The organism is Nostoc sp. T09 (genome assembly GCF_002154695.1).
Taxonomy (GTDB): domain Bacteria; phylum Cyanobacteriota; class Cyanobacteriia; order Cyanobacteriales; family Nostocaceae; genus Aulosira.
Genome location: NZ_MTAV01000027.1, coordinates 56,729 through 78,421 on the forward strand (window position 1 = coordinate 56,729; position 21,693 = coordinate 78,421).

Genomic DNA, 21,693 nt, shown 5'->3' on the forward strand with positions numbered 1-21,693 from the left:
TAAATAATGTCTTTCAAGAAATCTTGATTTTATTAATGTATAACATTTTAAATTTAATGTAATGCCAATAAAAAAGAGGGTTTAATGAAGTTATTAGATATTAATAATAGTGGAGTTGCGTTATCAGTTAAGAACAATGGCGAGAATGCTTTTGACTGGGAAGAAATAACACATCCACGTCCACAGTTACAGCGATCGCCTTGGCAAAGCCTAAATGGTTTGTGGAAGTTTGCATTTGATGACGAAGGAAAATGCGTTCAACCCAGCGATCTCAAGCAATGGACTCATCAGATAGAAGTTCCGTTTGCTCCTGAATCAAATAAAAGTGGGATAGGTGACACAAATTTTCACCCGAACTGTTGGTACGAGCGGGAATTTGCCACACCAGAAGGAGATGGTAGATTGCTGTTACACTTCGGTGCGGTGGACTACCGCGCTCGTGTTTGGGTTAACGATCAATATATAGCTGAACATGAAGGCGGACACACCAATTTCTCGCTCGATATTACCCACGTCTTGAATGACAGTGGCACCACAAAAGTAACAGTGTGGGCGCAAGATGATCCACAAGACCTCGCCAAACCTCGCGGTAAGCAAGATTGGCAATTGAAACCGCACAGTATTTGGTATCCTCGCACTAGCGGCATTTGGCAAACAGTCTGGGTTGAGTGGGTGGGTAAGACTTATCTAGGCCATCTGTGCTGGAATTCCGACTTTGAGCGATGGGAAGTTGGTTTTGAAGCGGCGCTGGCGGGTGAAGTACCTGCTTCTGGCGTACAAATCAAGATGAAATTGAGCATTGGCAATAAAGTGTTGGCAAATGATACCTTCGAATTATTGAACGGGGAAATTAACCGCCGTATAGCCCTTGCAGATCCTGGGATTGACGACTTCCGTAATGAATTATTGTGGAGTCCAGAAAAGCCAACGTTAATTGATGCGGAAATTCAATTGTGGAGCAACGATCGCCTACTGGATGAAGTAAAATCTTACACCGCAATGCGAACTGTGAGCGTACAGCGCGATCGCTTTATGCTCAATGGTCGCCCTTACTATTTACGCCTCGTTCTCGATCAAGGCTACTGGCCAGATACGCTAATGACTCCACCCAGCGATCGGGCGTTGCGACGTGATGTAGAACTCATTAAAGCAATGGGTTTCAACGGAGTACGCAAACACCAAAAAATTGAAGACCCCCGCTTTTTATATTGGGCAGATGTTTTAGGGTTATTGGTATGGGAGGAAATGCCCAGCGCTTATCGTTTTACCCGCAAAGCAGTAGACCGCATGACGCGGGAGTGGAATGAAGTCATCAAGCGAGATTCCAGCCATCCATGTATTGTTGCTTGGGTGCCTTTTAATGAATCTTGGGGAGTGCCGAATTTAGTCGAGACAGCAGCTCACCGCAACTATGTTTTAGCAATGTATCACTTAACGAAAACCCTCGACCCAACTCGTCCAGTGATTGGTAACGATGGCTGGGAAAGTACGGATACAGACATTCTGGCAATTCATGACTATGACACCAAGCCGCAGCAATTAGTTCGTCGTTATGGGCCAGAGATGAAGGTATCGGATATGCTCAATCATAAGCGCCCCGGAGGACGTATCCTTACACTCGACAACTATCCACATCAAGGGCAACCAGTTATGCTATCAGAGTTTGGTGGTATTGCTTATGCCCCTGATGACGAGCCAGATGCAGCTCAAGTTTGGGGATATGAACGCTGCTGGAGTGTGTCCGAGTTAGAAATGAAATACACTGCCCTACTCGAAACCGTTAATAGTATTGAACTGTTCAGTGGATTCTGTTACACACAATTTACTGATACTTTCCAAGAAGCTAACGGTTTGTTGTACAGCGATCGCACGCCAAAATTCCCCCTTGAGGCAATCCGGGCTGCAACTCTTTCAGGTGAGGGATTCTGCACTCCCAGTAGGTGTTAAAGTTGCGAACTCGCAGTTCCCTCTGGCTATTTGCAAGCGGTGCCGGAGGAGACAAATACTAAATGTATTCACTGTGTCACAATGGCTAGTGGTTCATCGCATTAATTTTGCTGGGTTACAAGATCCCCGACTTCTTCAAGAAGTCGGGGATCTGACCTCTCGCAACTCGTCATAACTTTTGCGATCAACCACTAGAGTGAATCCCCAGCTTAATCACACACATAATGACATGATGTTAACTGATGATATTTTCTGGCTTTGTATAAACCTGATAATTATCGGGATTTGCATAGTGACAATCTCCCTAAGATAAATTCTTACAAGGATAGTGAATCCCCACATTTAAATAACTCGGTTTGTGTTCTCGTCTAGATGTTTCTCAATGCGAGTCACTCGATAAACAATAATCTCTAGCTGTCCAGACATCCTCTCACGGTGCATAGCAGCCTCAGCCGCGTCTCGTTTCATGTCACCTGTGGCTTTTAATAAAAAAGTTAGGGCAGCTAGTACTAAGCCACCTGCTGCAATATCAACACCAATCATTCTCCCCTCACAATCATTTTGAAGTCATCGCCAAAGTAAAAAGGCATATTGTTCGATGTGGAAATTTGATTCCATTCCTCACCGTCAACAGAAGTTAAAATTCCAGATGGAACAGCATCAACGACGTTATCCCAAATAAATTTAAATGTTTCTAGGTCTGCTTGAGTAATTTCGGGTTTTAATTCCAACCTGACAGCCGCAATTTCTAACCTAGTTTTCCATTGTTGATTGACAGTATTTGCGATGAGTCGACTATAGCTATCAGCCAACATCATCTGAGTATTAAATTGTGAAATATTAGGAAGTGGGATTGATTCAACTTCTGTAACTTCTACTAATTGCCCATTGTGATAAGTTTCTAGGATTTCCATTTAAGCAACTCTAAATTTAAAAAATGGCGCAGTTGACCTAGCAGCTAGGTTGCTTACTGGCGCTGTGGTTGGTAATGGTCCATACGTCACACTAGATTGCATATAGCAGTATGCAGCAGGGCTTAAATAAGTCGATGGAAATCCTAAAAAATGTTCCATTCCCATCATCGTCGCAGCCGCTAAAATGTTCGGAGAAACACTGCAATTACTAGCAATCCAATACCAACCGATACCCAAAAAAGTGCTAATTATGGCTTCTTTTGTTGCTGGTGAACTTGTGTCTATTTCGCCAGCATCTACCAATAAGCTACTAGGTAATCCATTGAGATTATTGTATATACCCAATCTAGTTAAACTACTAGTTACAGCACTTTGAACTCTTAACCAAAGTCTGTCTATAGTAATATTCTTAGGAATAAACATTGGTACATAAATCAATGAATTAGCAGCCAACCCACTAGTACCGCCAGAGTTAACACTAGAACTCACAAAAGGACTGTAAGCGTAGTACTTACCTGAGATAAACCCTGGATGTTGATCAACGTTGACCAAAATATCACTATTGAATAGTGGCATCAGGTTAGCTCTCTAACTAAAGCATTACCATTAGCAGCCGACCAAATCCCAGAAATTACCCCAGTGTAGTGAAATGGCACTTCATAATAACCACCCGCTGACAATTTGGCAGTAAATGCCGCAGTTGTTGCAGTTGCACCAAATTCAAGATAGAGAGTAGCAGTGCTATCATTCCAAATCGTTGCACCTTTGCGGCTGGAGTTGGCTGCTAAGATTGTTCCAGTAGTAGCACTAGAGGCAACTGTAGTAGGTGTTGAAGTGCTACTAGTGGATTCAACAACCGTCACCGATGCTGGATTATAAAGACCCATTAAATACACTCCACAAAAGTTAATTTACAGGGAAAAGCAGACACAGCGCTAACTTTTCCAAGATATAAATTATTAGCGTTGATTTCATAGCTACCGCGAGGTTTTAAAACAATTCCTTTGTTAATAGCACCTTTCTCGGTGCTGCCAAGAATTAAAGTAATGTCAACTACGGAATTATTAATAAATGCTGCGTATCTTCTATCAGTATTTTGGTCTAGAACCTCAGCCTTAGCATTAGCTACTAAGGTTTTTTCATCATTGCTACAGTTATTAAATCTATTGTTAGATTCTGCAACTGAAATATTATTAATCATTGTTTGAAGTGAATACTTACAATAAAGCTTCTAACTTAAAAGACCAGTCAGCAAAATTTCCTTCAGGCGTGATAGGAAGATAGCGCGAAGCTCTGATAATTGATGGAGTTCTAATAATTATCCCTTGCGTTCTCAATTCTTCGGGAACAGCAAACACATAAATAGTAGGTTCATCAAGAACGCGAACGTAATATTTAATCGAAGCGCTATCATCAGCATATTGAAAACGCAAATAAGCAGCACTTTTAAACTTCCATTTATTCCAATCATCAAGATTGGAAATTGTCGTAGTAATTCTAAAAGTGTCTACTGTTACGGTATCAGTGAATAACTGCCAGCTATTGCTAACAGTTAATTCTCCAATCAAATCCCAATTAGCCACGACTTACGACACGAAGCGCAAAGCCAACACTAGTAATAGTTCCATTACCACCACCAGTAATGGTGTAAGTGTCGCCTTGCAATGCATCAAGAATTGTCGCTAATTTAGCCTGAGTACAAAGCAGTTTTAAGCTACTAGGTCTACCTGCTGAGGTTTTTGTAATAGCTCGGACCCTACGAAGAATGCCTTTACGTAATAGGTTCTTTACTGCAAATTCTGGTAAATCTTGTTCAGCATCGGAAGCTACCGCGATTCCTGTTTCTGTGGCGATAGCACCCGCATACAGACCAGCAGGAGCACGAAAAGCATATTTATTTGTGCCAACAGTGGCGATATATTTGTCTAACTTTGACATTTCATCCTCTAGAAACTTGTTTGAGTTGCTGATTTAAAGACTTGATTTGACCAGAAGCACCACCAGTAATAGAAAAGCTTTTACCCAATGCAGTATCTAAAATTGTTGGAAAAACTAATCTATTGCAAAGTAGATCGATTGAGCGTTTTTTGGTATTTACTACAACAATTGCAGACAGCTTAATTAATAAGCCTTTATGCAACAGGTTTTTGACTGTGTACTCTGGTAAATCTTTTTCGTTATCTGGTGCGGGGTAAATTCCCGTCACTGCACTACCGATGCTGTTATAAAGTCCTGCTGTTGAGCGAAAGTAGAATTTATCAAAAGCAGCATCGGAGATAAAATACTTCTGAAGTTTGGGCATAAATTACCCAAGTTGAATAGAAGTCGGGTAGTAAGCTGTTTTGATTTTGTAGTTGTTGTAAGTACCACCGATTAAAGTTGCTCTGGCTTGTGCTGCCTTGTCACCAGCTACAACCAAAGTTGCTACTTTACGCTTAGAGTTAGCACCAATGTAAGAGACTTTAATTTTGCGGATTAAACCTTCTGCAATTGCTCTACCAACCGTTGTGCTAGGTACTCCTGCTGGAGGATCGCCCACTAGCTTTACTACTCCAATAGCAGCGCCAAACGAGGAATAAATATCAGGCAGAACTAACAAAACTCGGTTATCTCCTGAGCCAACCACGTGAGGGACATTCTCAACTCCCGATACTCTTGTGGCCATAAGTGATTCTTGGTTATTCGGATAAATGTGATTTATCCAGGGATAACACGGCTTCAAAGGCATTACTGCACTTGGAAATGTTATACATTTCTCTGTGTTCTGGAATGATTTTCATGTTTGATGCAGTTTACGCAAGTAATGCAGTATTTCTGTAAGTGGTATCTATCAGAAAAATTGGTGAGATGTTGCTACCGAAGGATACATAAGCATACCTAAACCGTAGGTTAGCCACTGGTCTATATGCAGACTCCTTGTACTGTTTACCTAAGACGGTATCCGTTGCAGTGATCACTTGAGTTGTGCTGTCTTTTTCTGGGGTGTTGACGTTGATTTTATTAATGTCAAACGGTCGATCAACCACGTTACATAATTTTGTATAAAGCGTAATCGCCTCAGACTTTGAATTTACTAACCACCGTCCACCGCGAGGAAAACCATTAGCTGGGTCTGTATAGCTTACCGATACCTTTCCAGCAGTGTATACAATTCCCTTGCCACCAGAAACAAACTGCTGTTTTATCTCTGTGGCAATTTCTAATAAATTGGCTTTGGTAATAGCTGGCAATGATTGACCAGACTTAGAAGCATACCTAGTTAATCTGCATGATTTCTCATGATCCAATCGCTTACCATTAACTGGCACTGCTTGAGAATCTTGTGAAAAATATAAAAATAATTGTGGATGACCTGCAACAGGTAAATTAGTGTCAATGCTACTACCGTAAAAAATAGATAAATTTTTACGACTATAGCCAATAACATCAAAAAACAACGAAGTACGTAAATTCCAAGTCGCTTGATTATCTCCATCAACTAATCGACAAGCTAACTTTAAACTTGAGCGAACGTTAGACAAATCACCATTTCCAGCAACATCACTAAAAAACTTATCAACTCGCTTGTTATATTCGAGCATATAAGTATTCTGTAAATGTTCCCAACTATCAAAGTTACTTGGTAAGTCTGCCATTGTTAATCATCCGCATCGAACAAGTCTGAAATATCAAAATTAGGCACAAAACTAACTGATTTAGCCTCTTCTCTTTCCTGTTTAACCTTGGCTGCTTCACCTACATCAACACCATTTTTAGTGTCTGGGTCCTGCTTAATTGCACTAATTAAGCCAGTTGTGGAGTTATTCAACTCTGTAACTGCATTGACAGCATCAACTGGGATTTGTGCAACCATCGCTACAGTGTTTGCACCTTCTTGTAATTGCTGAAGTTTGCCAATCCATTTGTTATCGAAGCTTGGTTGTGGATTCATCCAAGAGTAAGCTTTCTCGCCTACAACACCCCAAATCCTCAGAGCATTACCTATCTTTCCGGTGTAACTGCCAATTACTTCTAGTGCATTGGTGATGATGCTATTAACATTCATCAACTGATTGAGAACATTAGTTGTAGCTTGATAGATGCGGTTAGCTTTTTGATATGCGGCATTTAGAACCGTATAATTTTCTTCACCAACAATAGATTTAATTAAATTTTCAATTCCACCGCTAACGACTGAGCCAAGATTAAAAGCCTGTCCATCATCACCTTTTAACCCAATTACCTGAAGAATATTATTAATTGCACCAAGTAGGGTTTGTCCGATGTCATTACTGAGCATTAATCCATTATGAATTGTTGTAGCAAGAATCATTAGATTTAATGCTCTGTCAAGCTGCAACCACTGGCTAAAACGTGTGAGTTTCCCTGCTAATCCACCGGGTAACTGTTCGCCTATTTTGGCGTTAATCGTGTTGAGAAGTCCTATTTGTACAGCGTTCCCTGCTGTGTTTAAACCTGCTAATTGTGTTGCTAAATCATCAAGTTTATCACCGTTACTCTTAGCTGCATCCTCAGCATTTTTAATCGGTGCGCCTAAGCATTTATCAGGTTGTGCAATCTCACAAACTGCCTCTTGTACAGCGCTCTTTGTTGCATCTCTGCTGAGTGGATTGCTTGCTGGCTTATTGTTTAGTTGCTGGAGCAGTCCTGTGATGATCGCAAGCGCTGAACCTTGCCTGATAATTTCTTTTTCTAAGTCTTCAATCCGTTTATCGGTTTTTGTTGGATTGGGGTTTTCTGCTCCCGGTGGCTTGGTAACACTGTTTTCAGTGGGATAGGGTTTAAAACCTGATTTAGTGCTACCGAGTGGAACAGGCTGCGCGGGTCCTGACGGTCCAAGACTTACACCTCCAACTGGGGAGGTAAGAGTAACTGTATCAACACCTGGACCGGGATTAGCTGAGGGGATGCCTTGACTGCTTCCCGTTCCTGTACTACTACCACCAATTGCTGAGGGGTTGCCTTGTGGGTTTGGGGTTGGGGCTGGTGCTGTACCTGGGAGATTTCCGCCTAATCCGCCAGGTGAATAATCAGGATGTGGGTTTTTTCTGGGGGCTGGGGAACCTGTGCCAGTTGCACTGTCTGAAGGTGGGCGATTATTCCCGGTTGCTGGTCCACCCGAAGACACTCCCGCCGGAGGCTTACTACCTGGTGAATTACTATTTGGATTTCCACCCGGTGGATAACTTTCACTGTTGCCAGGATGACCAACACTGCCAGGTAATCTGTAATCACCCGGTATAGGGTAGGGTGCAGGATTACCACCGTCATCAGGCAATCCATCCTGGCGAGTTATTGAGATATTACGAACGTTTTTACACTCGCATCCTGGGTAAAAACCTAATCCAGCGTCAGATTGGTCAATATCTCCATTAGGTCTGCGGAATAGCACATAAGCACCAACTGAAGACCTACCAGGTATAGGATTACCTGCACCAACAGTAACAACAACACCATTTACAAAACTTGTTTCAAAGTGTTGAGTGCTCTGAAAATTGCCATTGAAGTAAAAATCCCAATCACAAGATACTTTGTAGGATACGTTAGGGCTTTGACCACCAAAAAATGGGTAAGGTCCTGTAGGTGCATCAACTGGAGGAGTCCCGGTATGCGGTCCGACTTGCTTCCAGATGTAGTCAGCAATATTTCCACCAATTGCCCCGCCAATAAGTCCACCAACGACTGAGCCGACCGGACCACCTAACGCGCCACCGATAGCAGCGCCAGCAATCCCACCAATTACACCCCCGGCCGTACCAAAAGCAGCTTGATTGACTGATTGACCATTGACAACTCTTACACCGAAATCAACAGCTGCAAAGGCGGCTGGTATGGCGGCTCGACCGATAGCAGTGGGAACAGAGCGAGGCAATACACCCGGTAAATCAACACTTGCCGAGACTGGCTTTGTAGGCGATCCAGTTTTGGGAAGTACACCCGGCGCAGTTTCCGGAGTTGGTCTTGCCCCAGATGTTTGGGGTGTGGTTGGTGGCTCGGCTGTTGAGGGTTTGGGGTGAAATTCTTCTATAGGTACAGGTTTTTCATACTGTGCCTCATAGTCCCTAGATTGAACTGGACCCGGTTCATCAATTGGCGATCGCTTATTCAGTAATTGCTGATTGCGGGCAATTTCTCTTTCTCTTAGAGCTTGTTCTCTAAGTTGTTGGGCTTCGCGTTGCTGCTGAAAAAGTGATTGCTGCCTTTGTTGGTCTTGTATTCTAAAGGCTTCATTTAATGGATCTAAGTTTGTAGAAGGTGGTTTTTTACTAAAATCTTCAAGCGGTAAATTTAGCGGAGTGGCTGTACTGGGTTGTTGTGTGAGCGAAGTGTACAGTTCAGCGCTGGCATAATCTAAGGTCGCAAATTGTAAATCACTCACAACAAGCTACCTTAGTTACTCTTGAAGTTGGCAGGAATAGCAGTGCTACTAATTGGCTGCACAAAGGTCCAGGGTTTACCGTCGGCGTTGATATATGAAGATGAAACCTCAAGCGATAAGCGGATAATTTCACGGGTTTTTGAATCAGCCGGAACCCAGAAACGTCCCCACTGAGAAACTCGCTCTGAGTAGCCAGTTCCCTCAATAGCTGTAACCGAGGGATTAACGTTAAAAAGAATTGCTCCGCACCATGAAGCGAGTTTTTCTACTGTATCAATTTGACTAGGAATATCAGCAGTAGTGAAAGCGGTCATAAATTTTTTGTGAGCCGGATTTATAAATGTGAATAAATCCGTTTTATGCCGCATTCAAAATTAAGTAAATATTCCACTTTTATGTAGAAGTGGCATATTCACCGATGGCGTGCAACCACTACTGCAACTAGGATTGAGCAAATATTTACTAATAGTGAATATCAACAAAATTCCGCTTTCACCTCACTTTTTGGTAAAAGCGGAACAAGCAAATTCAATTTCTTCTATGCCTAAAATTAACAGACGTGGTAAAGCTGCCGTTATTAATGACAGTGAATATTTAAGAATTCGTCGCCAAATTAAGACAGATAAGTATAAATTACTATGGGACTTAGCATGGTACACGGGTGAGCGATGGGGGGCATTAATTCAGCTGAAGGTCAGCGATGTATACGAAAAAGACGGCCGACCAAAAAAAACACTGATTTTTCCGGGAATTATCAGAAAGCACAGGCCTGACGGTACAGCAGACAATGTAGAAATTCCAGTTCATGATGTCTTGCGCGAATCGCTATCTAAATTTGAGTCTGCTCAGCCTGAATGGCTTTTCCCCTCACGTTGCGGAACTAAACCAATTACCTGGAGAAATGCTTATGACATACTCAAACGTGCAGTAGAAGCCGCTGGACTGGGATCTAAAGGAATATCTACTCATACTGCTCGGCGTAGCATCGTTAATAGGCTACGAAAAAACGGAACCGCAAAGTCTGTGATTCGCAGGATTACCGGACACAGGGAAGACAAAGGTCTTGACCCTTATATAGATGTTGACATTGATGAGATAGCTGGAGCGATCGCAACTCTTTAAATAAACTTCATCTAAACTGTACTGATTTATACACGAATATTTGTTATTTAAACAGGATAACTAAGTAAGCAATTTATGAACCAGACACTTGCAACTGAAGTGATTACCTTTGTCCCGAATGTTCTTAACGGGCGAATTCAGGACATAGCAGTTATCAAAGCTCAACTACAACGGATTTTAGAGCTTGCCTATGATGTGGCGGCGGAGAGTGTAGCGCCAAGTATAAGGATTGACCCTTAAAAATGTTGACGTTATCGTGTAGCCACTGGTGCAAGTCACCCCACTATGACAACTTTATCGGCGATCGCGCTTTGCATTTGTCGTGATCGCATTTTTTAATACAAGGACTAACTTTATGGTTTGGTGGATTCAGCCGCTACAAATTGCAGATGACCAGGGACAAGGAACTGGTAAATGGCGATTAACCGCAAAGTCAGATGAAGATGGCGGCGGTCCATATGGACTGTGTGAGCATGAGCATGATTCAGTCGAGGAAGCTCAAAATTGTTCAAAGGCACGGGCTGAGGCTGAGAAGTATTGAGCCTTAGATTTTTGTGAGATATGGTTGACTCGGTAGATGCACCCTGATTTTATTGGGCAATCGGTTTCTAGTCACACTTAGCCCGATTGCCATTTTTAGTGATTAGGGTATGCTGTGGGCGGTAGATGTTTTGACCACCACGCGATCGGACTTTGAGAGATAAAAGTGCAATCGCGTTTATTATTTGCCTTGTAACACGGCAACATAGGCAAATATGGGAAGAACTAAAACTACTTGGAACAGTGGTAGCAGTTGGAACAGTGGGAAAACTACTACAGTTCGTGTACCAATTGCGTTAAAAGGTAAAGTTGAGGCTTACGCTAGAGCCATTGATAACGACATTTTCCGTTCTATCCCCCAGCGCGAGGGGGATATTTTTTTAATTATTGAGGCGATAGAGAAGTACATCGAATGGAAGCGGGCCAACTATCACCCAAATCAAAATTCTAGGGAATTAGACATTAGCACCCGTGCCTGGGATGAACTCAGGAAGTTTAAGAAGCTGCTAAAGGAGAATCCACAGGTGTTATTTGAAGAATTTTGAGGTTGATCAGCTGAAGTCTTCGAGAAATTTACGCATTGCGGCAACCGATGTGAGTTTTCCTAGAGCGAGCATTTGGGTTCCAATTGATATCCCAGGATGATTCCTGAGTTGGGAATGCTTTCTCAAGTCGCTAGATAAAGAGGTAAACGCTATGGCGGAATTTCTGTAATATTCAAGGCTTTCTAGCGCTCTTTGCTTGGCCCATTGCAGGTGTTCTTGAGAATTTACTTCCATTGTTGACTACTCCAAGTTTTGATTAGCTGCTTAATCTCCGGCGGGCTTTTACCAATTGCGATCGCCTGATCAATTTCCTCACGCCTGGCTTGAGCAATTGGGGAAGTCACACTACCAATGTGAACTCGGTGCTTCTTCCTGCCTACCATCCAGCAGTAGCGGTAGTAGTAATGTTTCTTGTTACCGCGCTTTGTCCAGTACTCTTCAGTCCAATGAGTGTGTTCGGGCGCAAATTTTTCTTGGAAATCTGGGTTAAAGTGTTCGGGCGCACAAGTAACAGCATCCAATTCTGGATGTTTGCGTGGGATGGGTGAAATTTGTGTATCTTGCGCCCGAACACTTTCCTCAGTAAAAAGACTTGGAAGCACCGATTCCGCCAAGTCTTTTTGACGATACTCATTTATTAGAGAGGAGTTGAACGGGTTAACGGTATCACCCTGCTCGACCGAAGTAAAGTTACCCGCCGGAACAAATAAACCGTAGCCATTGCGGTCAACGGAAATATCACCCTTTGTCGTTTCAACCCACAAAACACGACAAATCAAGTCATCTTCGGATTTAAACTGATAGTCCTTTTTGTACTTACCCTCAGTTACCGCTGCACATTTATTCATCCACTCAGGCGACAATTTCACCAAATCACCAACTTTTAGTGTTGAATCGGCAGACATAGCCGTAGCTTGCTCTACGAGTTGGGGGAATTTCTTCTCCCATTCATTCCAAGCCGATTCATATTCCTGATGTGTTGGGTAATCGTCAGGGTCTGGTGGTTCTTGAGAATCGTCGTAGAGCAAGCTAATCTGTCCGCTTTCTTCTACTTGTCCAGGTGAAAGAACTATTTCATCCCAGTAAGGGTCTTGAACCGCCTTAATAACTTGTGCTGGTGCAATTGTGAATAAAGAAAGTTGTTCACTACTCATAAACAACCCTCCTTTGTTAATTCATCCCAGATGACCCCATTACCTAGTTCTTGAACTAACAAACTTAAATTTCTAGGATGTTCCCACCAACGATGTCTTAAACAGCTACGTATCCACCCTTCTGGATTCAGTATTTTGTCGATTCCACCGCGTATTTTAAATAGTGCAATGGATACCTTAATTTCACATTTAGGACGGTTTAAAACCTCTTTTTCAGATTCGTCAAATTGTATACCTTCATCTGCAAGAGTAGCTTGATTGTCGCTAATTAAGATAAGCTGCTGCTGTATTTCAGCTTGAACGGAAGAACTATCATTTGGGTTAGGTGAATTGTAAGTCGAGTTACACTCTTGTAAATTTTTTTCTCGCTTCTTTTTCCGTGGCTTCAACCATTCTAGAGGTCTTACAAGTAACCTAAATATCTTCCAACTGTACTGTTTAACTACTGCAATAACACCATGTTCGCAGAGTAACTCGAACATCTTTTTTAGGTAATTGTGGGCGTATGGTTTACCTCTAACTTTTGCTACCCACTCATTGAATTGTGATAAATCTGGTTCTACTTCCGCACTTATTTCACCTTGTCTCATTAGCCACTGCCAAAGGACTTTTGCAGCGTTAGGTATGCGGTTTTTATAGCAAAATGATTCGTGCTCTTCCGTCCAAGGAAGGTTGTTTTTTATGGTATTTTCTGCCATCATCCTATTAGTAATATTTGGCTTAGCCTCCCAGCAGTTGCACCCGCTAGGTGGCTTTTTAATTGTTTTTAGGTCATCGCCGATCGCGTATTAAATCTTCGATTGCCTTTTCCCAATACCATTGCTCTGATCTACCAGGATTGCTTCTCCTAGCAATTTCAACTAAGCGGTAACATATGCCATGATCGCCAGCTACCATGTTGAGAAGTCGAAGCTGCAATTTGGGGTCAACTGTTGGCTTTGGTGGGGTGTACCTGGGTTTATTGGGTTGTTTTTGGGCTGGTGATGACGCCTGTTTTTGTTTTTTAATCTCTTGAAATAGCATCCAAATCACCCAAATTAATGCGTACATCAAGACACGAATAATGATGCCGAGTAAAATTTCCATAAATGAAGTTGGTAGAGCAACTTCATCCACCATGCGGGGTACTTCCTGGTAAAGACATCGGGAAAACCTCGCATTTAAAATTTCATCACCGCTTCACAAATAAAACCGCCCTCACCCGTAGGTAGGACGGTTTTATTCTTGATATTCTTGAGTTTCTCCTAATGCCTTGAGTAGTAGTGTTTCAAGCTGCTCAATTTCTGCAACTATATTTTGGCGGTGAAGCTTATTCTCATTTAATCTGGCTTCAAGTATTTGCCGATCAGCATCCACATAACTAACGTAGGCCTTATGTAAATTCTTCAGCCTACTAAGGATTCCCCCAGGAGTTGTTTGTCCTCCAATAGAATTCCTTTCTCCAAGCGGATCTCTCCACGAGCTATCTGGATCAAAAACTTGGTTCGGTTCATGCCCAGCTGTTCCGCCTTGATTCGTAAAGCTTCCCAGTCCTGAGATGTCATCCTCAGGGTCGCGTTTACAGTCTTTTTCTCCCCAGTATTTTGTTCTTCCATTTTTGGATTGCATTCTCAACTCCTTAGATTATTGCACGTGCTAATCAGAAGATTTTGCACGTGCGAAGAAAGGACTTGCTTGACTTGCGCTGTTGCACGTGCAATAAATAATGACAGATCCAATCTAGCACGTGCAAGTAAATCTGAAACAAATAAGCACGTGAAATCTCTCCCCAACGCCTAGACCTCGCGTTGCACTCCGGAGCAAGCACCCATGCACTGCGTAAGCCCCGCGTGGAAACACCCTTGATGTACCTGATGCCCAATGACTAATGACTAATGACAACTCCAAACCCGCCAGAGATAGCAGCCTGGATAAGTAAAGACCTGCTGGGAGTTAACCAAGTAAAAAGGCGATGCCTACACAATTCACCAATTACGAAAACTTAGAACTATGTCAAGCAAACAAAACCTTGCACAACAAAACAAACGGCGCAAAAGACGCGGGCTAAAAGCTCGCACAGGTGAGGTGAGGTCTGAAATGTTTATGGTGATAGCTACAAAGCAAAAGGGTTCTGTGACTAAAATCGACCTTTCACAATGCGCCAAAACTCATGAGGTGGGTGGATTATGACCAAGTAAAAGGCGATCCACCAATTACCACTCATTGCGATCGGTTAATTCAACCTAAAAACCTATGGATGAAGAAAAGCCAGATAAAAGCCAAACGCCAGAAATAACCCAAGTTAAAACTAACAACTGCTGGGATAACTACCCAGAGCGTGATGAGGTTGTTGCATGTCCCCGATGTGGACCAGATGACGTTGTTTGGGAGGAAGACGACGGCAGTTTTTACTGCGAACACTGTCACACCTATATCTGAAAACGTCACAAGAACAGTAAAAAGGCGATCGCCAATTACCAAAACAGAAGTGCGATCGCCCATGAAACCTAATAAGGAGATTGTATGAGATGTCAAAGATAAAAATCGGACTTACCAGCGCATTGCTGCTGGTAAACATATCTGCTGCATCAGCACAGGTAGCTAGCCCACACCAGTTGATAATTAAGCGCATAACTCCTGGTGATATCGTTTGCCGACGAAAGTATGCAGCCTTCCCAATTTATAAAAAGTTTTTCACCTCAAGCTGCAAAAGTTGGGGATTGGGTAAGGTGATTGATTTAATCACTGGCAACAAACCCGAATATCAAAAACAGCTACCAGCGCCGACTAGTGGGAGCTAAAAGATGTCCAACCTGTACACAACTCCTGAAGCTGCCAGAGAAACTGGGATTCCAGAGGGAACTATTCGCAGCTGGCTAACTCGCAAGCGTGGCGAATTCTTGATTGACACCCACATAGTAATTGAGGAGGGAACCGGGCGAAAGCTTTGGACTGAAGTCGGTTTAGAACTTTTGCGCTCTCGTGCTGGTAATCCTAGTGATGAGGAAATTACCTCTGAAGAGCCGGAAGATTTTGATAATTTGGTACTCGATCCAATCGTTGAAGCGACTACCGAGCGGTTAGCAATTCGCTATTTTCAGCTGCTACCTGCTCGGACAATTGCCCGGATTCAGCAGATGTTAACCAACCCGACACCAGAGGAGCGCGAATTAGTCGAGACATCGATCCAAAACGCGATCGCCGCTGGCACTCATCATTTACTCAACTCCCAAACTCGGAGATTGAGCGGATGAACCAAACTAAACAATCCGGTTCTAGAGTCGTTCCCTTCACTGGGGAATTTTACCAACCCGAGCCACCGCCAGTACAGCCACAGAGAAACTCGCTTAGTGCGGTTGTACTACTGGGTATCTGTTTACTAGCCACTGGTGCAGCGCTGGGTGCAACAGCAACCTACAACTCTCCCGATCAAGTGCAGATGCGAACTCTGCAAACGCAATCAGAACAACTAGCCAAAATCAAAGAGCAAATTTGCAAGTGAGGCGACATGGGACTTTTGACTAAAATGACCGTTGGCTATGGAGGAAATGACGATAACTCCAACAAGCGGACTTACACGGGCGATCACGCAATCGACACTGATAAAGTACTTGCTGCAACTGACGATAACGTAATCAACCCGCTCCAGCCTGGTAACTGGGAATCTATCCGCTCACAGGATGTTGTATCCAGTCCCCAGTATTTCACCAAAGAGCAAGCTCAGCAACTAAGAGAAACAGCCAAAGCTAAAACCGAAGGGGCCACAGCTAGCAAAAAAGCTTACAAGTCACTGGAGAAAATCGAAAAAGCCGACACCGCGGTGCATAAGTCTCATCGTGGCTATCAAAAGACCGTCGCCAACTGTGAAGCTGAAAAACTCCGGTCTAATGCCCGGTTAGCTCGTCGGCTGCATGGTTTACGTCCTGAATACACCCAGATGGGTAAAGGTGTGGAGAATGCCGCAAGTAAAGCTGATGCGCGAATTTTGGAACTGAGAACCAAAGTTAAGGCGGGAATGTAATGGCCAAGGCACTGCTGCTAGTCGCTTACTTCATGACCGGCTGCATTGCCTCAAGCCTGATTAGTTGGTTTGGGGCGTTGCATCCTGGCTGTTTTCGCGTCGCGGTCGCATTGTATGCGCTCTTGGTTGTCGCCTGGGTGTTGTGCTGGCTTGCTGATGATGCAATTGCTCCATTCTTCAAAGTTAGGGACATTAACTATTACGCTTGCCTCATCGGTTTTGCAGTGGCAGTTGTCCTAGGAGGAGTATCACTGTGGCTATCGCCTTAAATCCGTGGACACGCTGCTATGTGCTGGCTATCTGCTGTGTAGCCTTGTGGCTCGCGGCGATCGCACCCACCGGAAAAATTGGTAAAGGATTATTTTTGATACTTGGCTTGGCTAGTAGCATTCAACTGATTCAAGAATCGCAAGCGCTGATTTTTGAAGAAGCAATGCAACGAGCTACCGAAGCGATGCACCAAGAACTGGCCCAATCTGGCTTGGTACTCGAAACCTACCAGCAAGAGCAAGAGATGCAAAAGCTCTACCTTGGTGACACTTCCACACCGGAAGTTAAGCAAGAACTGATGCAATCGCTAGAAGCCTTATATAAAGAGAATGTCGCCACTGCAACGGACCAAACTTCCACTTCCCTTAGCGAAAAATCGCTGTATTTAGCAGTGGTTGAACTGCTCGGTTTGGGTGCAAGTAACACTTTCATCATTGAGAAAGTATTGCGCCGGGGTGGCCGCAACTTTGATGAGGGGCAACAGATGTTAGATGAGTTGCTACGCAAGGGTAGGGAGAATGAGTGGTAAGGAATTAGCATCGGCGCTGGTGAAGATGGCAACTTCTCCGGTGAAAGCGGATCGAGATGCGATCGCCAGGATTGAGCGTGAGTGTCAGATGGACATTACAACAATCACTGTTTCGCTGGAAAATTCAGAATTAATGGCTCAAGCCCTAATTCAGGACATTAGCCGCAAGCCAGAAACTCTCAAAATATTTGCAACAGGGATGTTTTGGGGTGCAGTGATTGGGATTGCTATGCTGTTTGTCCGTCCTCCTTATGCCGTCTGTGGCGCTTTCTTAGGGATTGCGGCTGGCGTTAGCGGTCGAGTTGCCTGGACCGAGAAATGAAAAAGGCGATCGCGTTTTTACCAAGTTGCGATCGCCCTAGATTTTTGTCTTTTTTAGACATAGCCTATGTATCACAAAACACTAAAAACGTCATGTTCTCAATCGTCAAAACCACCCGCGCGGGTTGGATTAACCTTCACTACGTCAGGCAGTTGGAGACTGAAAAAAAAGAAAATACGGCTGTCACTGTTATTACTTGGAGTTCTGGCGACAGACAACTTTTCTATGGTGAAGATGCTCGAATTATTGCAGCCAAGTGGGAAGAGGATCTAAATGAGTTGGCGCTGTGTGAGGCGATTTAGCTAAAGGTGATATTTCTATCGCCTTTGGTTGATTCAAACGCTTCAAACGTTTACAGGTTGAAATTATCACAATTGAACCGATGAAAATTAAATTTGTTCATGCACACTTTCTAATTTCTCTGGGAGATTACAGTAACGAGCGAGTGGGCTTTACTGCTGAACTAGAAGAAGGTGAAACGGTTGAATCAGTAGTGTCTGAGTTGAGAAACAAAGCGATTGCAGCAGTAGGTCCTAAAGCTGAGGAACTCTACGAACGGAGAAGGAGTTTAGCCAATAGCTGTTATGAATTTGAGAAAAAATTGACCAAAGTACGCACTGAATGGGATGCAACAGCCGAGTTTCTCAAAGCACAAGGAATCAAACCTGATGCTCCCTCAATGCCACAGTTCAATAATTTAATATCTGCTGCTAAAACCGAGTCTGAGACAGTAGTAGCCGAATTTGCTGAACCCGATCCAGACCAAATCCCTTTTGATTCTGGGGTCACTGCTGCTGGTGACCCCGACAACTTTTAAGCCTGATGAGCCAGCTTAACCCACTGGCGAAACGGTGGTTATTGTCCACCGTCGCGGTCTGGGTCCAAACCAACCGCCCAAGATAGCAAACAGTAGCTTAGGGCTTTTAGGTCGAATCAAGCTCTTGTGGCTTTCTCCGTTTCATAAGCTCGGCTGCTGCAAGCTATCCTGTATCCTCCACTTGCTTTAACGGAGGGAACCTCCGCAACGCAGTGGCTCCCTATGTCGCCGCAAGCGCTCAACTTGCGGCTTTGCCTTGAGAGTGAAATAAGCTCAACGGCTTACGGGTGATTCGCAGGCATTGACATTAGGGCTACTTAAAGACCACCCAGAGGAAACGCAATGATTAGAGTTTTGGGGCTTGATATTAGCAAGTCCTCAGTTTCGGCTTGTCTATTGTTAGAAAAGCCGACTTCACCGCGTCAATTTTATTATGATTGCAAGTTTTTAAAAATTGAAGCCAATGCCAACGGGATTAGAAAACTACTTGAACTTAGTCCTGATGTGGCAATCATGGAACCCACTGGTAATAATTACTCAAAACTTTGGGGTACACACCTGGCCCGTGCTGGAGTAGAAGTCAGGTTAGCTGGTCACAAGGAACTAAGAAGTTACCGGGCTAATCACCTGGCGCTGCCAGATAAAGATGATGACGCTGACGCTCTGGCACTGGCTTGTTACTACTTCGATTATTCCCAGGACCCCAGGCGATTTGTCCAAATCCGTGATGAGGTGATAGTCAGAATTCGAGAACTAGTGCTAAGGCTGGCTCACCTTAATCGGGTGCAATCCCCAATCATCAATCGTTTGCGCCAGGATTTAGCATGGCAGTTTCCCGAAGTTGCGCTAGTGCAATCGCGACGCGGTGCATCTGGTGAAGTGCCTTTACTGTGGGGATGGTTGGCAGGCGAGCGCCCGTCCAGGAAATATGATTCGCTGTACTTTCAAACTGTCGGTTTAGGGATAACTGCCACAGTTCGCCACCATGCCAGCCGGCTTTGCAATCTCCAAAGCGAAGAATTCAGCATCGAGGAAGAATTAAGTCAGTTGCTCAACGATTCGCGTTTTGAGAAATACCGCACTACATTTGCGCGTTTCGGCTTTGGTCCACGATTGAGCGCTGTAATAATTTCCCAAATTTACCCGATTGAAGCCTTCCTCGATGCTGATGGTAAGCCAGAAATTAGGATACGCTCCGGGCGAAACTCGAAAAAGCCTACCAAACGCCACCTTTCACTGCGGAGATTTCAAAAAGCACTCGGTTTAGCTCCGAGCCTTGAGTCATCGGGTGATATGAAAAAATCTAAAGTTATTGGTGGCAGTGACCTATGCCGTAAAGCAATGTGGCAATGGGTATTTACTAGGATTGAGCCAAAGCGATCGCGTTTAGATAACTCGATTGGTGAAACATTGGGTGAACTGCTTGATAGAGAAAAAGCAGCCGGTCGCCCGGTCAAGCTGGTAAGGATGAAAGTTGCATCTCGGGCTGCAAGATTACTGTTTCGGGAGTTGGTGAAATGATCACAATGTTTAGAAACGACTATAAGAAAAAAGGACGTGGAGCTTACCACGCAATAGTTTATGGCAGAGGTGAAAAGCTTCGTGCTAAAAATATTTTTTGGCGTTGGTACGTTCCTTTGGAACACCGCGGAGGAGCGTACTACCGAGGCACGAGAATGTTTAACAAGCGCCAAATAACCTACTAGAGAATGAAAGTTGCATCTCAAGCCACAAGGTTGTTGTTTCGGGAGTTAGTCAGATGTCGGTAACTGAATTTGCACCATGCAAAGCTTGCAACGGTACAGGAAGAATTGTTGACAGAAACCAACAACGACAATGCCCTCATTGCAAAGGAACAGGGGAAATTATGATTCATGTACCCGTTAAGGAGTGCTGATCGTGACTGAAAGATTAAAACCTGGTTATTATGTCTGTCCTGCTTGCAACCAAAGAACTCTACACTACTGGGCACTTCCCCTAACGATGCAAGATTTTGAAACTAGATCCGAAAGCGACCCGCTACCAGATGAGGTTTTTGTGTGTGCCAGGTGCGAATCAAACTTGAGTGATCGCGATTGGGAACAACTAAATTCTGAGGAATATTACTAGAGTTGATTTTGACTAATGCTAGAAAAAAACCAAGCTCAAGAACTAATAAAAATTTTTGAAAAAGCCTGCGATGGCATGGATGAGAAAGGATACAAAGATTATAAATTTGTTGGTATGGAATGGGACGATGAGACAGACGTCTGGGAGGTAACTTTTTACACTGAATACGGTAACGACGAATTGGTAGTGGTGCGCGTTGCGCCTGTAAAGAATGGCTACAGGTTAGCGGGACGAGTATACAAAGATTGACAAGTCTGACTAGAGAGAAAATGACAGTTAAGGTTCGCCAGCTAATTGAGATATTACAAGATTTTCCACCTGATGCGGAGATATTCATCAAGGATGTGGATGATGGGCAGGAATTTTCAATTTTTGGAATTGAGCCTGGAATTCGCGAAGCAATCGTTAATTTTGAAATTCAGAAGCGGGAAGATGAGAGAGATAATCTACTAGAGTGAAACGGAGTCATAACACTCTCTTTGTTTGTTCGACGCTAGCATGAGGAGATGATAGACAATATGAATCAGAAGATGGATTTACCGACACAAGCGATCGCTCGATTACACAGAATCACCTCGCTTGCTTCACATGGATGTTTGGTTTCAGAACATTCTGGTAGACTCAGCAGGTAATGTGACTGGATTAGTGGATTTTGATCGCGCCCTTTGGGGCGATCCTGAAATTGAGTTTGCGGTGTTAGACTACTGCGGTATTAGCGAACCCGCTTTCTGGCGGGGATATGGTAGGGAACGCGATATATGAGGTGCAAAAGTATATTGCGATCGCAATTTGGCGAAGGCGAGATCAACAAAGGGCGTTGTCCTTCAAGCAGAAAAGTTTAGCGTTAGCGAACAATCTCCTTGAGTTTCGCTAGGCGTCTGTGGAAATTTCTATAAGACATTCCATTGCAAAAATTGGTAACACTTTGCTAAAGGTGTTCAAAGTAGAGCATTATTCTTGTTGAAAATCACTAGACCTCTTGCAGAAATATATTTTTGCAAGAGGGGGGAAAGGGAAAAGGTTAAAGGGAAAGGGTTTTGAGTTC

Annotated in this window: 39 protein-coding genes; 20 read left to right on the plus strand and 19 right to left on the minus strand. The window is 43.6% G+C overall.

Annotated elements, in window-relative coordinates:
* Positions 1 to 84 precede the first annotated feature (84 nt).
* Entirely contained in the window at positions 85 to 1,947 is a 1,863-nt protein-coding gene (locus BV372_RS07915) for a glycoside hydrolase family 2 protein (RefSeq protein ID WP_086685587.1), read from the plus strand.
* A 342-nt stretch (positions 1,948 to 2,289) separates the two neighbouring features.
* Here BV372_RS07915 and BV372_RS07920 read toward each other — a convergent pair whose 3' ends face one another.
* The 12 genes from BV372_RS07920 to BV372_RS07975 all read right to left on the minus strand — a co-directional run bounded on the left by BV372_RS07920 (position 2,290) and on the right by BV372_RS07975 (position 9,554).
* Positions 2,290 to 2,490 (minus strand): hypothetical protein, encoded by a 201-nt coding sequence (locus BV372_RS07920; protein ID WP_086685590.1) that lies wholly within the window; start codon positions 2,488 to 2,490, stop codon positions 2,290 to 2,292.
* Positions 2,487 to 2,861, minus strand: coding sequence for a hypothetical protein (locus tag BV372_RS07925; protein ID WP_086685591.1), 375 nt, complete (start codon positions 2,859 to 2,861; stop codon positions 2,487 to 2,489). Before BV372_RS07925 ends, BV372_RS07920 begins: the two co-directional genes overlap by 4 nt.
* Entirely contained in the window at positions 2,862 to 3,437 is a 576-nt protein-coding gene (locus tag BV372_RS07930; protein WP_086685593.1) for a hypothetical protein, read from the minus strand.
* The gene (locus tag BV372_RS07935) at positions 3,437 to 3,748 is read right to left on the minus strand and encodes a hypothetical protein (RefSeq protein ID WP_086685595.1); all 312 of its coding nucleotides are present in this window, start codon (positions 3,746 to 3,748) and stop codon (positions 3,437 to 3,439) included. Before BV372_RS07935 ends, BV372_RS07930 begins: the two co-directional genes overlap by 1 nt.
* The gene (locus BV372_RS07940) at positions 3,748 to 4,062 is read right to left on the minus strand and encodes a hypothetical protein (protein ID WP_086685597.1); all 315 of its coding nucleotides are present in this window, start codon (positions 4,060 to 4,062) and stop codon (positions 3,748 to 3,750) included. The genes BV372_RS07935 and BV372_RS07940 overlap by 1 nt, the downstream gene beginning before the upstream one ends.
* A gap of 16 nt (positions 4,063 to 4,078) precedes the next feature.
* A complete protein-coding gene (locus BV372_RS07945) occupies positions 4,079 to 4,444 on the minus strand; it encodes a hypothetical protein (RefSeq protein WP_086685599.1) in 366 nt (121 codons plus the stop codon).
* A complete protein-coding gene (locus tag BV372_RS07950) occupies positions 4,437 to 4,799 on the minus strand; it encodes a hypothetical protein (protein ID WP_086685601.1) in 363 nt (120 codons plus the stop codon). Before BV372_RS07950 ends, BV372_RS07945 begins: the two co-directional genes overlap by 8 nt.
* A gap of 1 nt (position 4,800) precedes the next feature.
* On the minus strand, positions 4,801 to 5,163 hold the full coding sequence (locus tag BV372_RS07955; protein ID WP_086685603.1) for a hypothetical protein: 363 nt from the start codon (positions 5,161 to 5,163) through the stop codon (positions 4,801 to 4,803).
* Positions 5,164 to 5,166: 3 nt separating this feature from the next.
* Positions 5,167 to 5,526: a hypothetical protein gene (locus BV372_RS07960; RefSeq protein WP_143845022.1), complete on the minus strand. Its 360-nt coding sequence runs from the start codon at positions 5,524 to 5,526 to the stop codon at positions 5,167 to 5,169.
* Positions 5,527 to 5,653: 127 nt separating this feature from the next.
* Positions 5,654 to 6,496 carry a hypothetical protein gene (locus BV372_RS07965; protein WP_086685607.1) on the minus strand — a complete coding sequence of 281 codons (843 nt, stop codon included), beginning with the start codon at positions 6,494 to 6,496 and terminating at the stop codon, positions 5,654 to 5,656.
* 2 nt (positions 6,497 to 6,498) lie between these two features.
* Positions 6,499 to 9,240, minus strand: a complete 2,742-nt coding sequence (locus BV372_RS07970) for a hypothetical protein (RefSeq protein WP_086685609.1) — start codon at positions 9,238 to 9,240, stop codon at positions 6,499 to 6,501.
* Between the two features lie 11 nt (positions 9,241 to 9,251).
* Entirely contained in the window at positions 9,252 to 9,554 is a 303-nt protein-coding gene (locus BV372_RS07975) for a glucose-6-phosphate dehydrogenase (protein ID WP_086685611.1), read from the minus strand.
* Positions 9,555 to 9,708: 154 nt separating this feature from the next.
* Here BV372_RS07975 and BV372_RS07980 point away from each other — a divergent pair, with 154 nt between their 5' ends.
* The 4 genes from BV372_RS07980 to BV372_RS07990 all read left to right on the plus strand — a co-directional run bounded on the left by BV372_RS07980 (position 9,709) and on the right by BV372_RS07990 (position 11,447).
* Entirely contained in the window at positions 9,709 to 10,362 is a 654-nt protein-coding gene (locus BV372_RS07980; protein WP_256973115.1) for a tyrosine-type recombinase/integrase, read from the plus strand.
* Between the two features lie 75 nt (positions 10,363 to 10,437).
* Positions 10,438 to 10,602 carry a hypothetical protein gene (locus BV372_RS36095; RefSeq protein WP_179198011.1) on the plus strand — a complete coding sequence of 55 codons (165 nt, stop codon included), beginning with the start codon at positions 10,438 to 10,440 and terminating at the stop codon, positions 10,600 to 10,602.
* A 115-nt stretch (positions 10,603 to 10,717) separates the two neighbouring features.
* On the plus strand, positions 10,718 to 10,903 hold the full coding sequence (locus BV372_RS07985) for a hypothetical protein (protein WP_086685613.1): 186 nt from the start codon (positions 10,718 to 10,720) through the stop codon (positions 10,901 to 10,903).
* A gap of 214 nt (positions 10,904 to 11,117) precedes the next feature.
* Positions 11,118 to 11,447, plus strand: a complete 330-nt coding sequence (locus BV372_RS07990) for a hypothetical protein (RefSeq protein ID WP_086685615.1) — start codon at positions 11,118 to 11,120, stop codon at positions 11,445 to 11,447.
* A gap of 6 nt (positions 11,448 to 11,453) precedes the next feature.
* Here BV372_RS07990 and BV372_RS07995 read toward each other — a convergent pair whose 3' ends face one another.
* The 6 genes from BV372_RS07995 to BV372_RS38335 form a co-directional block, all read right to left on the minus strand.
* Positions 11,454 to 11,681: a hypothetical protein gene (locus BV372_RS07995; RefSeq protein WP_086685617.1), complete on the minus strand. Its 228-nt coding sequence runs from the start codon at positions 11,679 to 11,681 to the stop codon at positions 11,454 to 11,456.
* Positions 11,672 to 12,601: a hypothetical protein gene (locus tag BV372_RS08000; RefSeq protein ID WP_086685619.1), complete on the minus strand. Its 930-nt coding sequence runs from the start codon at positions 12,599 to 12,601 to the stop codon at positions 11,672 to 11,674. Before BV372_RS08000 ends, BV372_RS07995 begins: the two co-directional genes overlap by 10 nt.
* Complete coding sequence (locus tag BV372_RS08005) at positions 12,598 to 13,302, minus strand: hypothetical protein (protein WP_256973116.1); 705 nt, start codon at positions 13,300 to 13,302, stop codon at positions 12,598 to 12,600. Before BV372_RS08005 ends, BV372_RS08000 begins: the two co-directional genes overlap by 4 nt.
* Before the next feature lie 70 nt (positions 13,303 to 13,372).
* Positions 13,373 to 13,720 carry a hypothetical protein gene (locus BV372_RS08010; protein WP_086685621.1) on the minus strand — a complete coding sequence of 116 codons (348 nt, stop codon included), beginning with the start codon at positions 13,718 to 13,720 and terminating at the stop codon, positions 13,373 to 13,375.
* Positions 13,721 to 13,819: 99 nt separating this feature from the next.
* Positions 13,820 to 13,957: a hypothetical protein gene (locus tag BV372_RS38330; protein WP_373270751.1), complete on the minus strand. Its 138-nt coding sequence runs from the start codon at positions 13,955 to 13,957 to the stop codon at positions 13,820 to 13,822.
* 29 nt (positions 13,958 to 13,986) lie between these two features.
* Complete coding sequence (locus tag BV372_RS38335) at positions 13,987 to 14,196, minus strand: hypothetical protein (RefSeq protein ID WP_086685623.1); 210 nt, start codon at positions 14,194 to 14,196, stop codon at positions 13,987 to 13,989.
* Positions 14,197 to 14,590: 394 nt separating this feature from the next.
* Here BV372_RS38335 and BV372_RS08020 point away from each other — a divergent pair, with 394 nt between their 5' ends.
* The gene (locus BV372_RS08020) at positions 14,591 to 14,770 is read left to right on the plus strand and encodes a hypothetical protein (protein WP_086685625.1); all 180 of its coding nucleotides are present in this window, start codon (positions 14,591 to 14,593) and stop codon (positions 14,768 to 14,770) included.
* A gap of 48 nt (positions 14,771 to 14,818) precedes the next feature.
* Here BV372_RS08020 and BV372_RS37050 read toward each other — a convergent pair whose 3' ends face one another.
* Complete coding sequence (locus tag BV372_RS37050; RefSeq protein WP_218776694.1) at positions 14,819 to 15,115, minus strand: hypothetical protein; 297 nt, start codon at positions 15,113 to 15,115, stop codon at positions 14,819 to 14,821.
* On the opposite strand from BV372_RS37050, the gene BV372_RS08030 reads away from it, so the two are divergent.
* The 14 genes from BV372_RS08030 to BV372_RS08095 all read left to right on the plus strand — a co-directional run bounded on the left by BV372_RS08030 (position 15,109) and on the right by BV372_RS08095 (position 21,410).
* The gene (locus BV372_RS08030; protein ID WP_086685629.1) at positions 15,109 to 15,381 is read left to right on the plus strand and encodes a hypothetical protein; all 273 of its coding nucleotides are present in this window, start codon (positions 15,109 to 15,111) and stop codon (positions 15,379 to 15,381) included. The two genes, BV372_RS37050 and BV372_RS08030, sit on opposite strands and share 7 nt — an antisense overlap.
* Before the next feature lie 3 nt (positions 15,382 to 15,384).
* Positions 15,385 to 15,834 (plus strand): hypothetical protein, encoded by a 450-nt coding sequence (locus BV372_RS08035; protein ID WP_086685631.1) that lies wholly within the window; start codon positions 15,385 to 15,387, stop codon positions 15,832 to 15,834.
* The gene (locus tag BV372_RS08040; RefSeq protein ID WP_086685633.1) at positions 15,831 to 16,082 is read left to right on the plus strand and encodes a hypothetical protein; all 252 of its coding nucleotides are present in this window, start codon (positions 15,831 to 15,833) and stop codon (positions 16,080 to 16,082) included. Before BV372_RS08035 ends, BV372_RS08040 begins: the two co-directional genes overlap by 4 nt.
* A gap of 6 nt (positions 16,083 to 16,088) precedes the next feature.
* On the plus strand, positions 16,089 to 16,601 hold the full coding sequence (locus tag BV372_RS08045) for a hypothetical protein (RefSeq protein ID WP_086685635.1): 513 nt from the start codon (positions 16,089 to 16,091) through the stop codon (positions 16,599 to 16,601).
* A 32-nt stretch (positions 16,602 to 16,633) separates the two neighbouring features.
* The gene (locus BV372_RS08050) at positions 16,634 to 16,870 is read left to right on the plus strand and encodes a hypothetical protein (RefSeq protein WP_143845026.1); all 237 of its coding nucleotides are present in this window, start codon (positions 16,634 to 16,636) and stop codon (positions 16,868 to 16,870) included.
* Positions 16,855 to 17,400 (plus strand): hypothetical protein, encoded by a 546-nt coding sequence (locus BV372_RS08055; protein ID WP_086685639.1) that lies wholly within the window; start codon positions 16,855 to 16,857, stop codon positions 17,398 to 17,400. Before BV372_RS08050 ends, BV372_RS08055 begins: the two co-directional genes overlap by 16 nt.
* The gene (locus BV372_RS08060; protein ID WP_086685641.1) at positions 17,390 to 17,722 is read left to right on the plus strand and encodes a hypothetical protein; all 333 of its coding nucleotides are present in this window, start codon (positions 17,390 to 17,392) and stop codon (positions 17,720 to 17,722) included. Before BV372_RS08055 ends, BV372_RS08060 begins: the two co-directional genes overlap by 11 nt.
* Positions 17,719 to 18,024 (plus strand): hypothetical protein, encoded by a 306-nt coding sequence (locus tag BV372_RS08065; RefSeq protein ID WP_086685643.1) that lies wholly within the window; start codon positions 17,719 to 17,721, stop codon positions 18,022 to 18,024. Before BV372_RS08060 ends, BV372_RS08065 begins: the two co-directional genes overlap by 4 nt.
* An 80-nt stretch (positions 18,025 to 18,104) precedes the next feature.
* Positions 18,105 to 18,539: a hypothetical protein gene (locus tag BV372_RS08070; protein WP_086685645.1), complete on the plus strand. Its 435-nt coding sequence runs from the start codon at positions 18,105 to 18,107 to the stop codon at positions 18,537 to 18,539.
* 342 nt (positions 18,540 to 18,881) lie between these two features.
* Positions 18,882 to 20,060, plus strand: coding sequence for a transposase (locus BV372_RS08075; RefSeq protein WP_086685647.1), 1,179 nt, complete (start codon positions 18,882 to 18,884; stop codon positions 20,058 to 20,060).
* Between the two features lie 378 nt (positions 20,061 to 20,438).
* The gene (locus BV372_RS35105; RefSeq protein ID WP_143845028.1) at positions 20,439 to 20,648 is read left to right on the plus strand and encodes a hypothetical protein; all 210 of its coding nucleotides are present in this window, start codon (positions 20,439 to 20,441) and stop codon (positions 20,646 to 20,648) included.
* Positions 20,649 to 20,663: 15 nt separating this feature from the next.
* Positions 20,664 to 20,897 carry a hypothetical protein gene (locus BV372_RS08085; RefSeq protein ID WP_086685651.1) on the plus strand — a complete coding sequence of 78 codons (234 nt, stop codon included), beginning with the start codon at positions 20,664 to 20,666 and terminating at the stop codon, positions 20,895 to 20,897.
* Between the two features lie 20 nt (positions 20,898 to 20,917).
* Complete coding sequence (locus BV372_RS08090; RefSeq protein WP_086685653.1) at positions 20,918 to 21,106, plus strand: hypothetical protein; 189 nt, start codon at positions 20,918 to 20,920, stop codon at positions 21,104 to 21,106.
* 76 nt (positions 21,107 to 21,182) lie between these two features.
* Complete coding sequence (locus tag BV372_RS08095) at positions 21,183 to 21,410, plus strand: aminoglycoside phosphotransferase family protein (RefSeq protein ID WP_256973118.1); 228 nt, start codon at positions 21,183 to 21,185, stop codon at positions 21,408 to 21,410.
* Positions 21,411 to 21,693 lie beyond the last annotated feature (283 nt).

Bases quoted from the DNA above. Each gene is read 5' to 3' on its own strand.
- BV372_RS07915 (WP_086685587.1), top strand. From the start codon at position 85: ATGAAGTTATTAGATATTAATAATAGTGGAGTTGCGTTATCAGTTAAG.
- BV372_RS07920 (WP_086685590.1), bottom strand. From the start codon at position 2,490: ATGATTGGTGTTGATATTGCAGCAGGTGGCTTAGTACTAGCTGCCCTA.
- BV372_RS07925 (WP_086685591.1), bottom strand. From the start codon at position 2,861: ATGGAAATCCTAGAAACTTATCACAATGGGCAATTAGTAGAAGTTACA.
- BV372_RS07930 (WP_086685593.1), bottom strand. From the start codon at position 3,437: ATGCCACTATTCAATAGTGATATTTTGGTCAACGTTGATCAACATCCA.
- BV372_RS07935 (WP_086685595.1), bottom strand. From the start codon at position 3,748: ATGGGTCTTTATAATCCAGCATCGGTGACGGTTGTTGAATCCACTAGT.
- BV372_RS07940 (WP_086685597.1), bottom strand. From the start codon at position 4,062: ATGATTAATAATATTTCAGTTGCAGAATCTAACAATAGATTTAATAAC.
- BV372_RS07950 (WP_086685601.1), bottom strand. From the start codon at position 4,799: ATGTCAAAGTTAGACAAATATATCGCCACTGTTGGCACAAATAAATAT.
- BV372_RS07955 (WP_086685603.1), bottom strand. From the start codon at position 5,163: ATGCCCAAACTTCAGAAGTATTTTATCTCCGATGCTGCTTTTGATAAA.
- BV372_RS07960 (WP_143845022.1), bottom strand. From the start codon at position 5,526: ATGGCCACAAGAGTATCGGGAGTTGAGAATGTCCCTCACGTGGTTGGC.
- BV372_RS07965 (WP_086685607.1), bottom strand. From the start codon at position 6,496: ATGGCAGACTTACCAAGTAACTTTGATAGTTGGGAACATTTACAGAAT.
- BV372_RS07975 (WP_086685611.1), bottom strand. From the start codon at position 9,554: ATGACCGCTTTCACTACTGCTGATATTCCTAGTCAAATTGATACAGTA.
- BV372_RS36095 (WP_179198011.1), top strand. From the start codon at position 10,438: ATGAACCAGACACTTGCAACTGAAGTGATTACCTTTGTCCCGAATGTT.
- BV372_RS07985 (WP_086685613.1), top strand. From the start codon at position 10,718: ATGGTTTGGTGGATTCAGCCGCTACAAATTGCAGATGACCAGGGACAA.
- BV372_RS07990 (WP_086685615.1), top strand. From the start codon at position 11,118: ATGGGAAGAACTAAAACTACTTGGAACAGTGGTAGCAGTTGGAACAGT.
- BV372_RS07995 (WP_086685617.1), bottom strand. From the start codon at position 11,681: ATGGAAGTAAATTCTCAAGAACACCTGCAATGGGCCAAGCAAAGAGCG.
- BV372_RS08000 (WP_086685619.1), bottom strand. From the start codon at position 12,601: ATGAGTAGTGAACAACTTTCTTTATTCACAATTGCACCAGCACAAGTT.
- BV372_RS08005 (WP_256973116.1), bottom strand. From the start codon at position 13,302: ATGATGGCAGAAAATACCATAAAAAACAACCTTCCTTGGACGGAAGAG.
- BV372_RS08010 (WP_086685621.1), bottom strand. From the start codon at position 13,720: ATGGTGGATGAAGTTGCTCTACCAACTTCATTTATGGAAATTTTACTC.
- BV372_RS38335 (WP_086685623.1), bottom strand. From the start codon at position 14,196: ATGGAAGAACAAAATACTGGGGAGAAAAAGACTGTAAACGCGACCCTG.
- BV372_RS08020 (WP_086685625.1), top strand. From the start codon at position 14,591: ATGTCAAGCAAACAAAACCTTGCACAACAAAACAAACGGCGCAAAAGA.
- BV372_RS08030 (WP_086685629.1), top strand. From the start codon at position 15,109: ATGTCAAAGATAAAAATCGGACTTACCAGCGCATTGCTGCTGGTAAAC.
- BV372_RS08035 (WP_086685631.1), top strand. From the start codon at position 15,385: ATGTCCAACCTGTACACAACTCCTGAAGCTGCCAGAGAAACTGGGATT.
- BV372_RS08040 (WP_086685633.1), top strand. From the start codon at position 15,831: ATGAACCAAACTAAACAATCCGGTTCTAGAGTCGTTCCCTTCACTGGG.
- BV372_RS08045 (WP_086685635.1), top strand. From the start codon at position 16,089: ATGGGACTTTTGACTAAAATGACCGTTGGCTATGGAGGAAATGACGAT.
- BV372_RS08050 (WP_143845026.1), top strand. From the start codon at position 16,634: ATGACCGGCTGCATTGCCTCAAGCCTGATTAGTTGGTTTGGGGCGTTG.
- BV372_RS08060 (WP_086685641.1), top strand. From the start codon at position 17,390: ATGAGTGGTAAGGAATTAGCATCGGCGCTGGTGAAGATGGCAACTTCT.
- BV372_RS08065 (WP_086685643.1), top strand. From the start codon at position 17,719: ATGAAAAAGGCGATCGCGTTTTTACCAAGTTGCGATCGCCCTAGATTT.
- BV372_RS08070 (WP_086685645.1), top strand. From the start codon at position 18,105: ATGAAAATTAAATTTGTTCATGCACACTTTCTAATTTCTCTGGGAGAT.
- BV372_RS08075 (WP_086685647.1), top strand. From the start codon at position 18,882: ATGATTAGAGTTTTGGGGCTTGATATTAGCAAGTCCTCAGTTTCGGCT.
- BV372_RS08085 (WP_086685651.1), top strand. From the start codon at position 20,664: ATGCTAGAAAAAAACCAAGCTCAAGAACTAATAAAAATTTTTGAAAAA.
- BV372_RS08090 (WP_086685653.1), top strand. From the start codon at position 20,918: ATGACAGTTAAGGTTCGCCAGCTAATTGAGATATTACAAGATTTTCCA.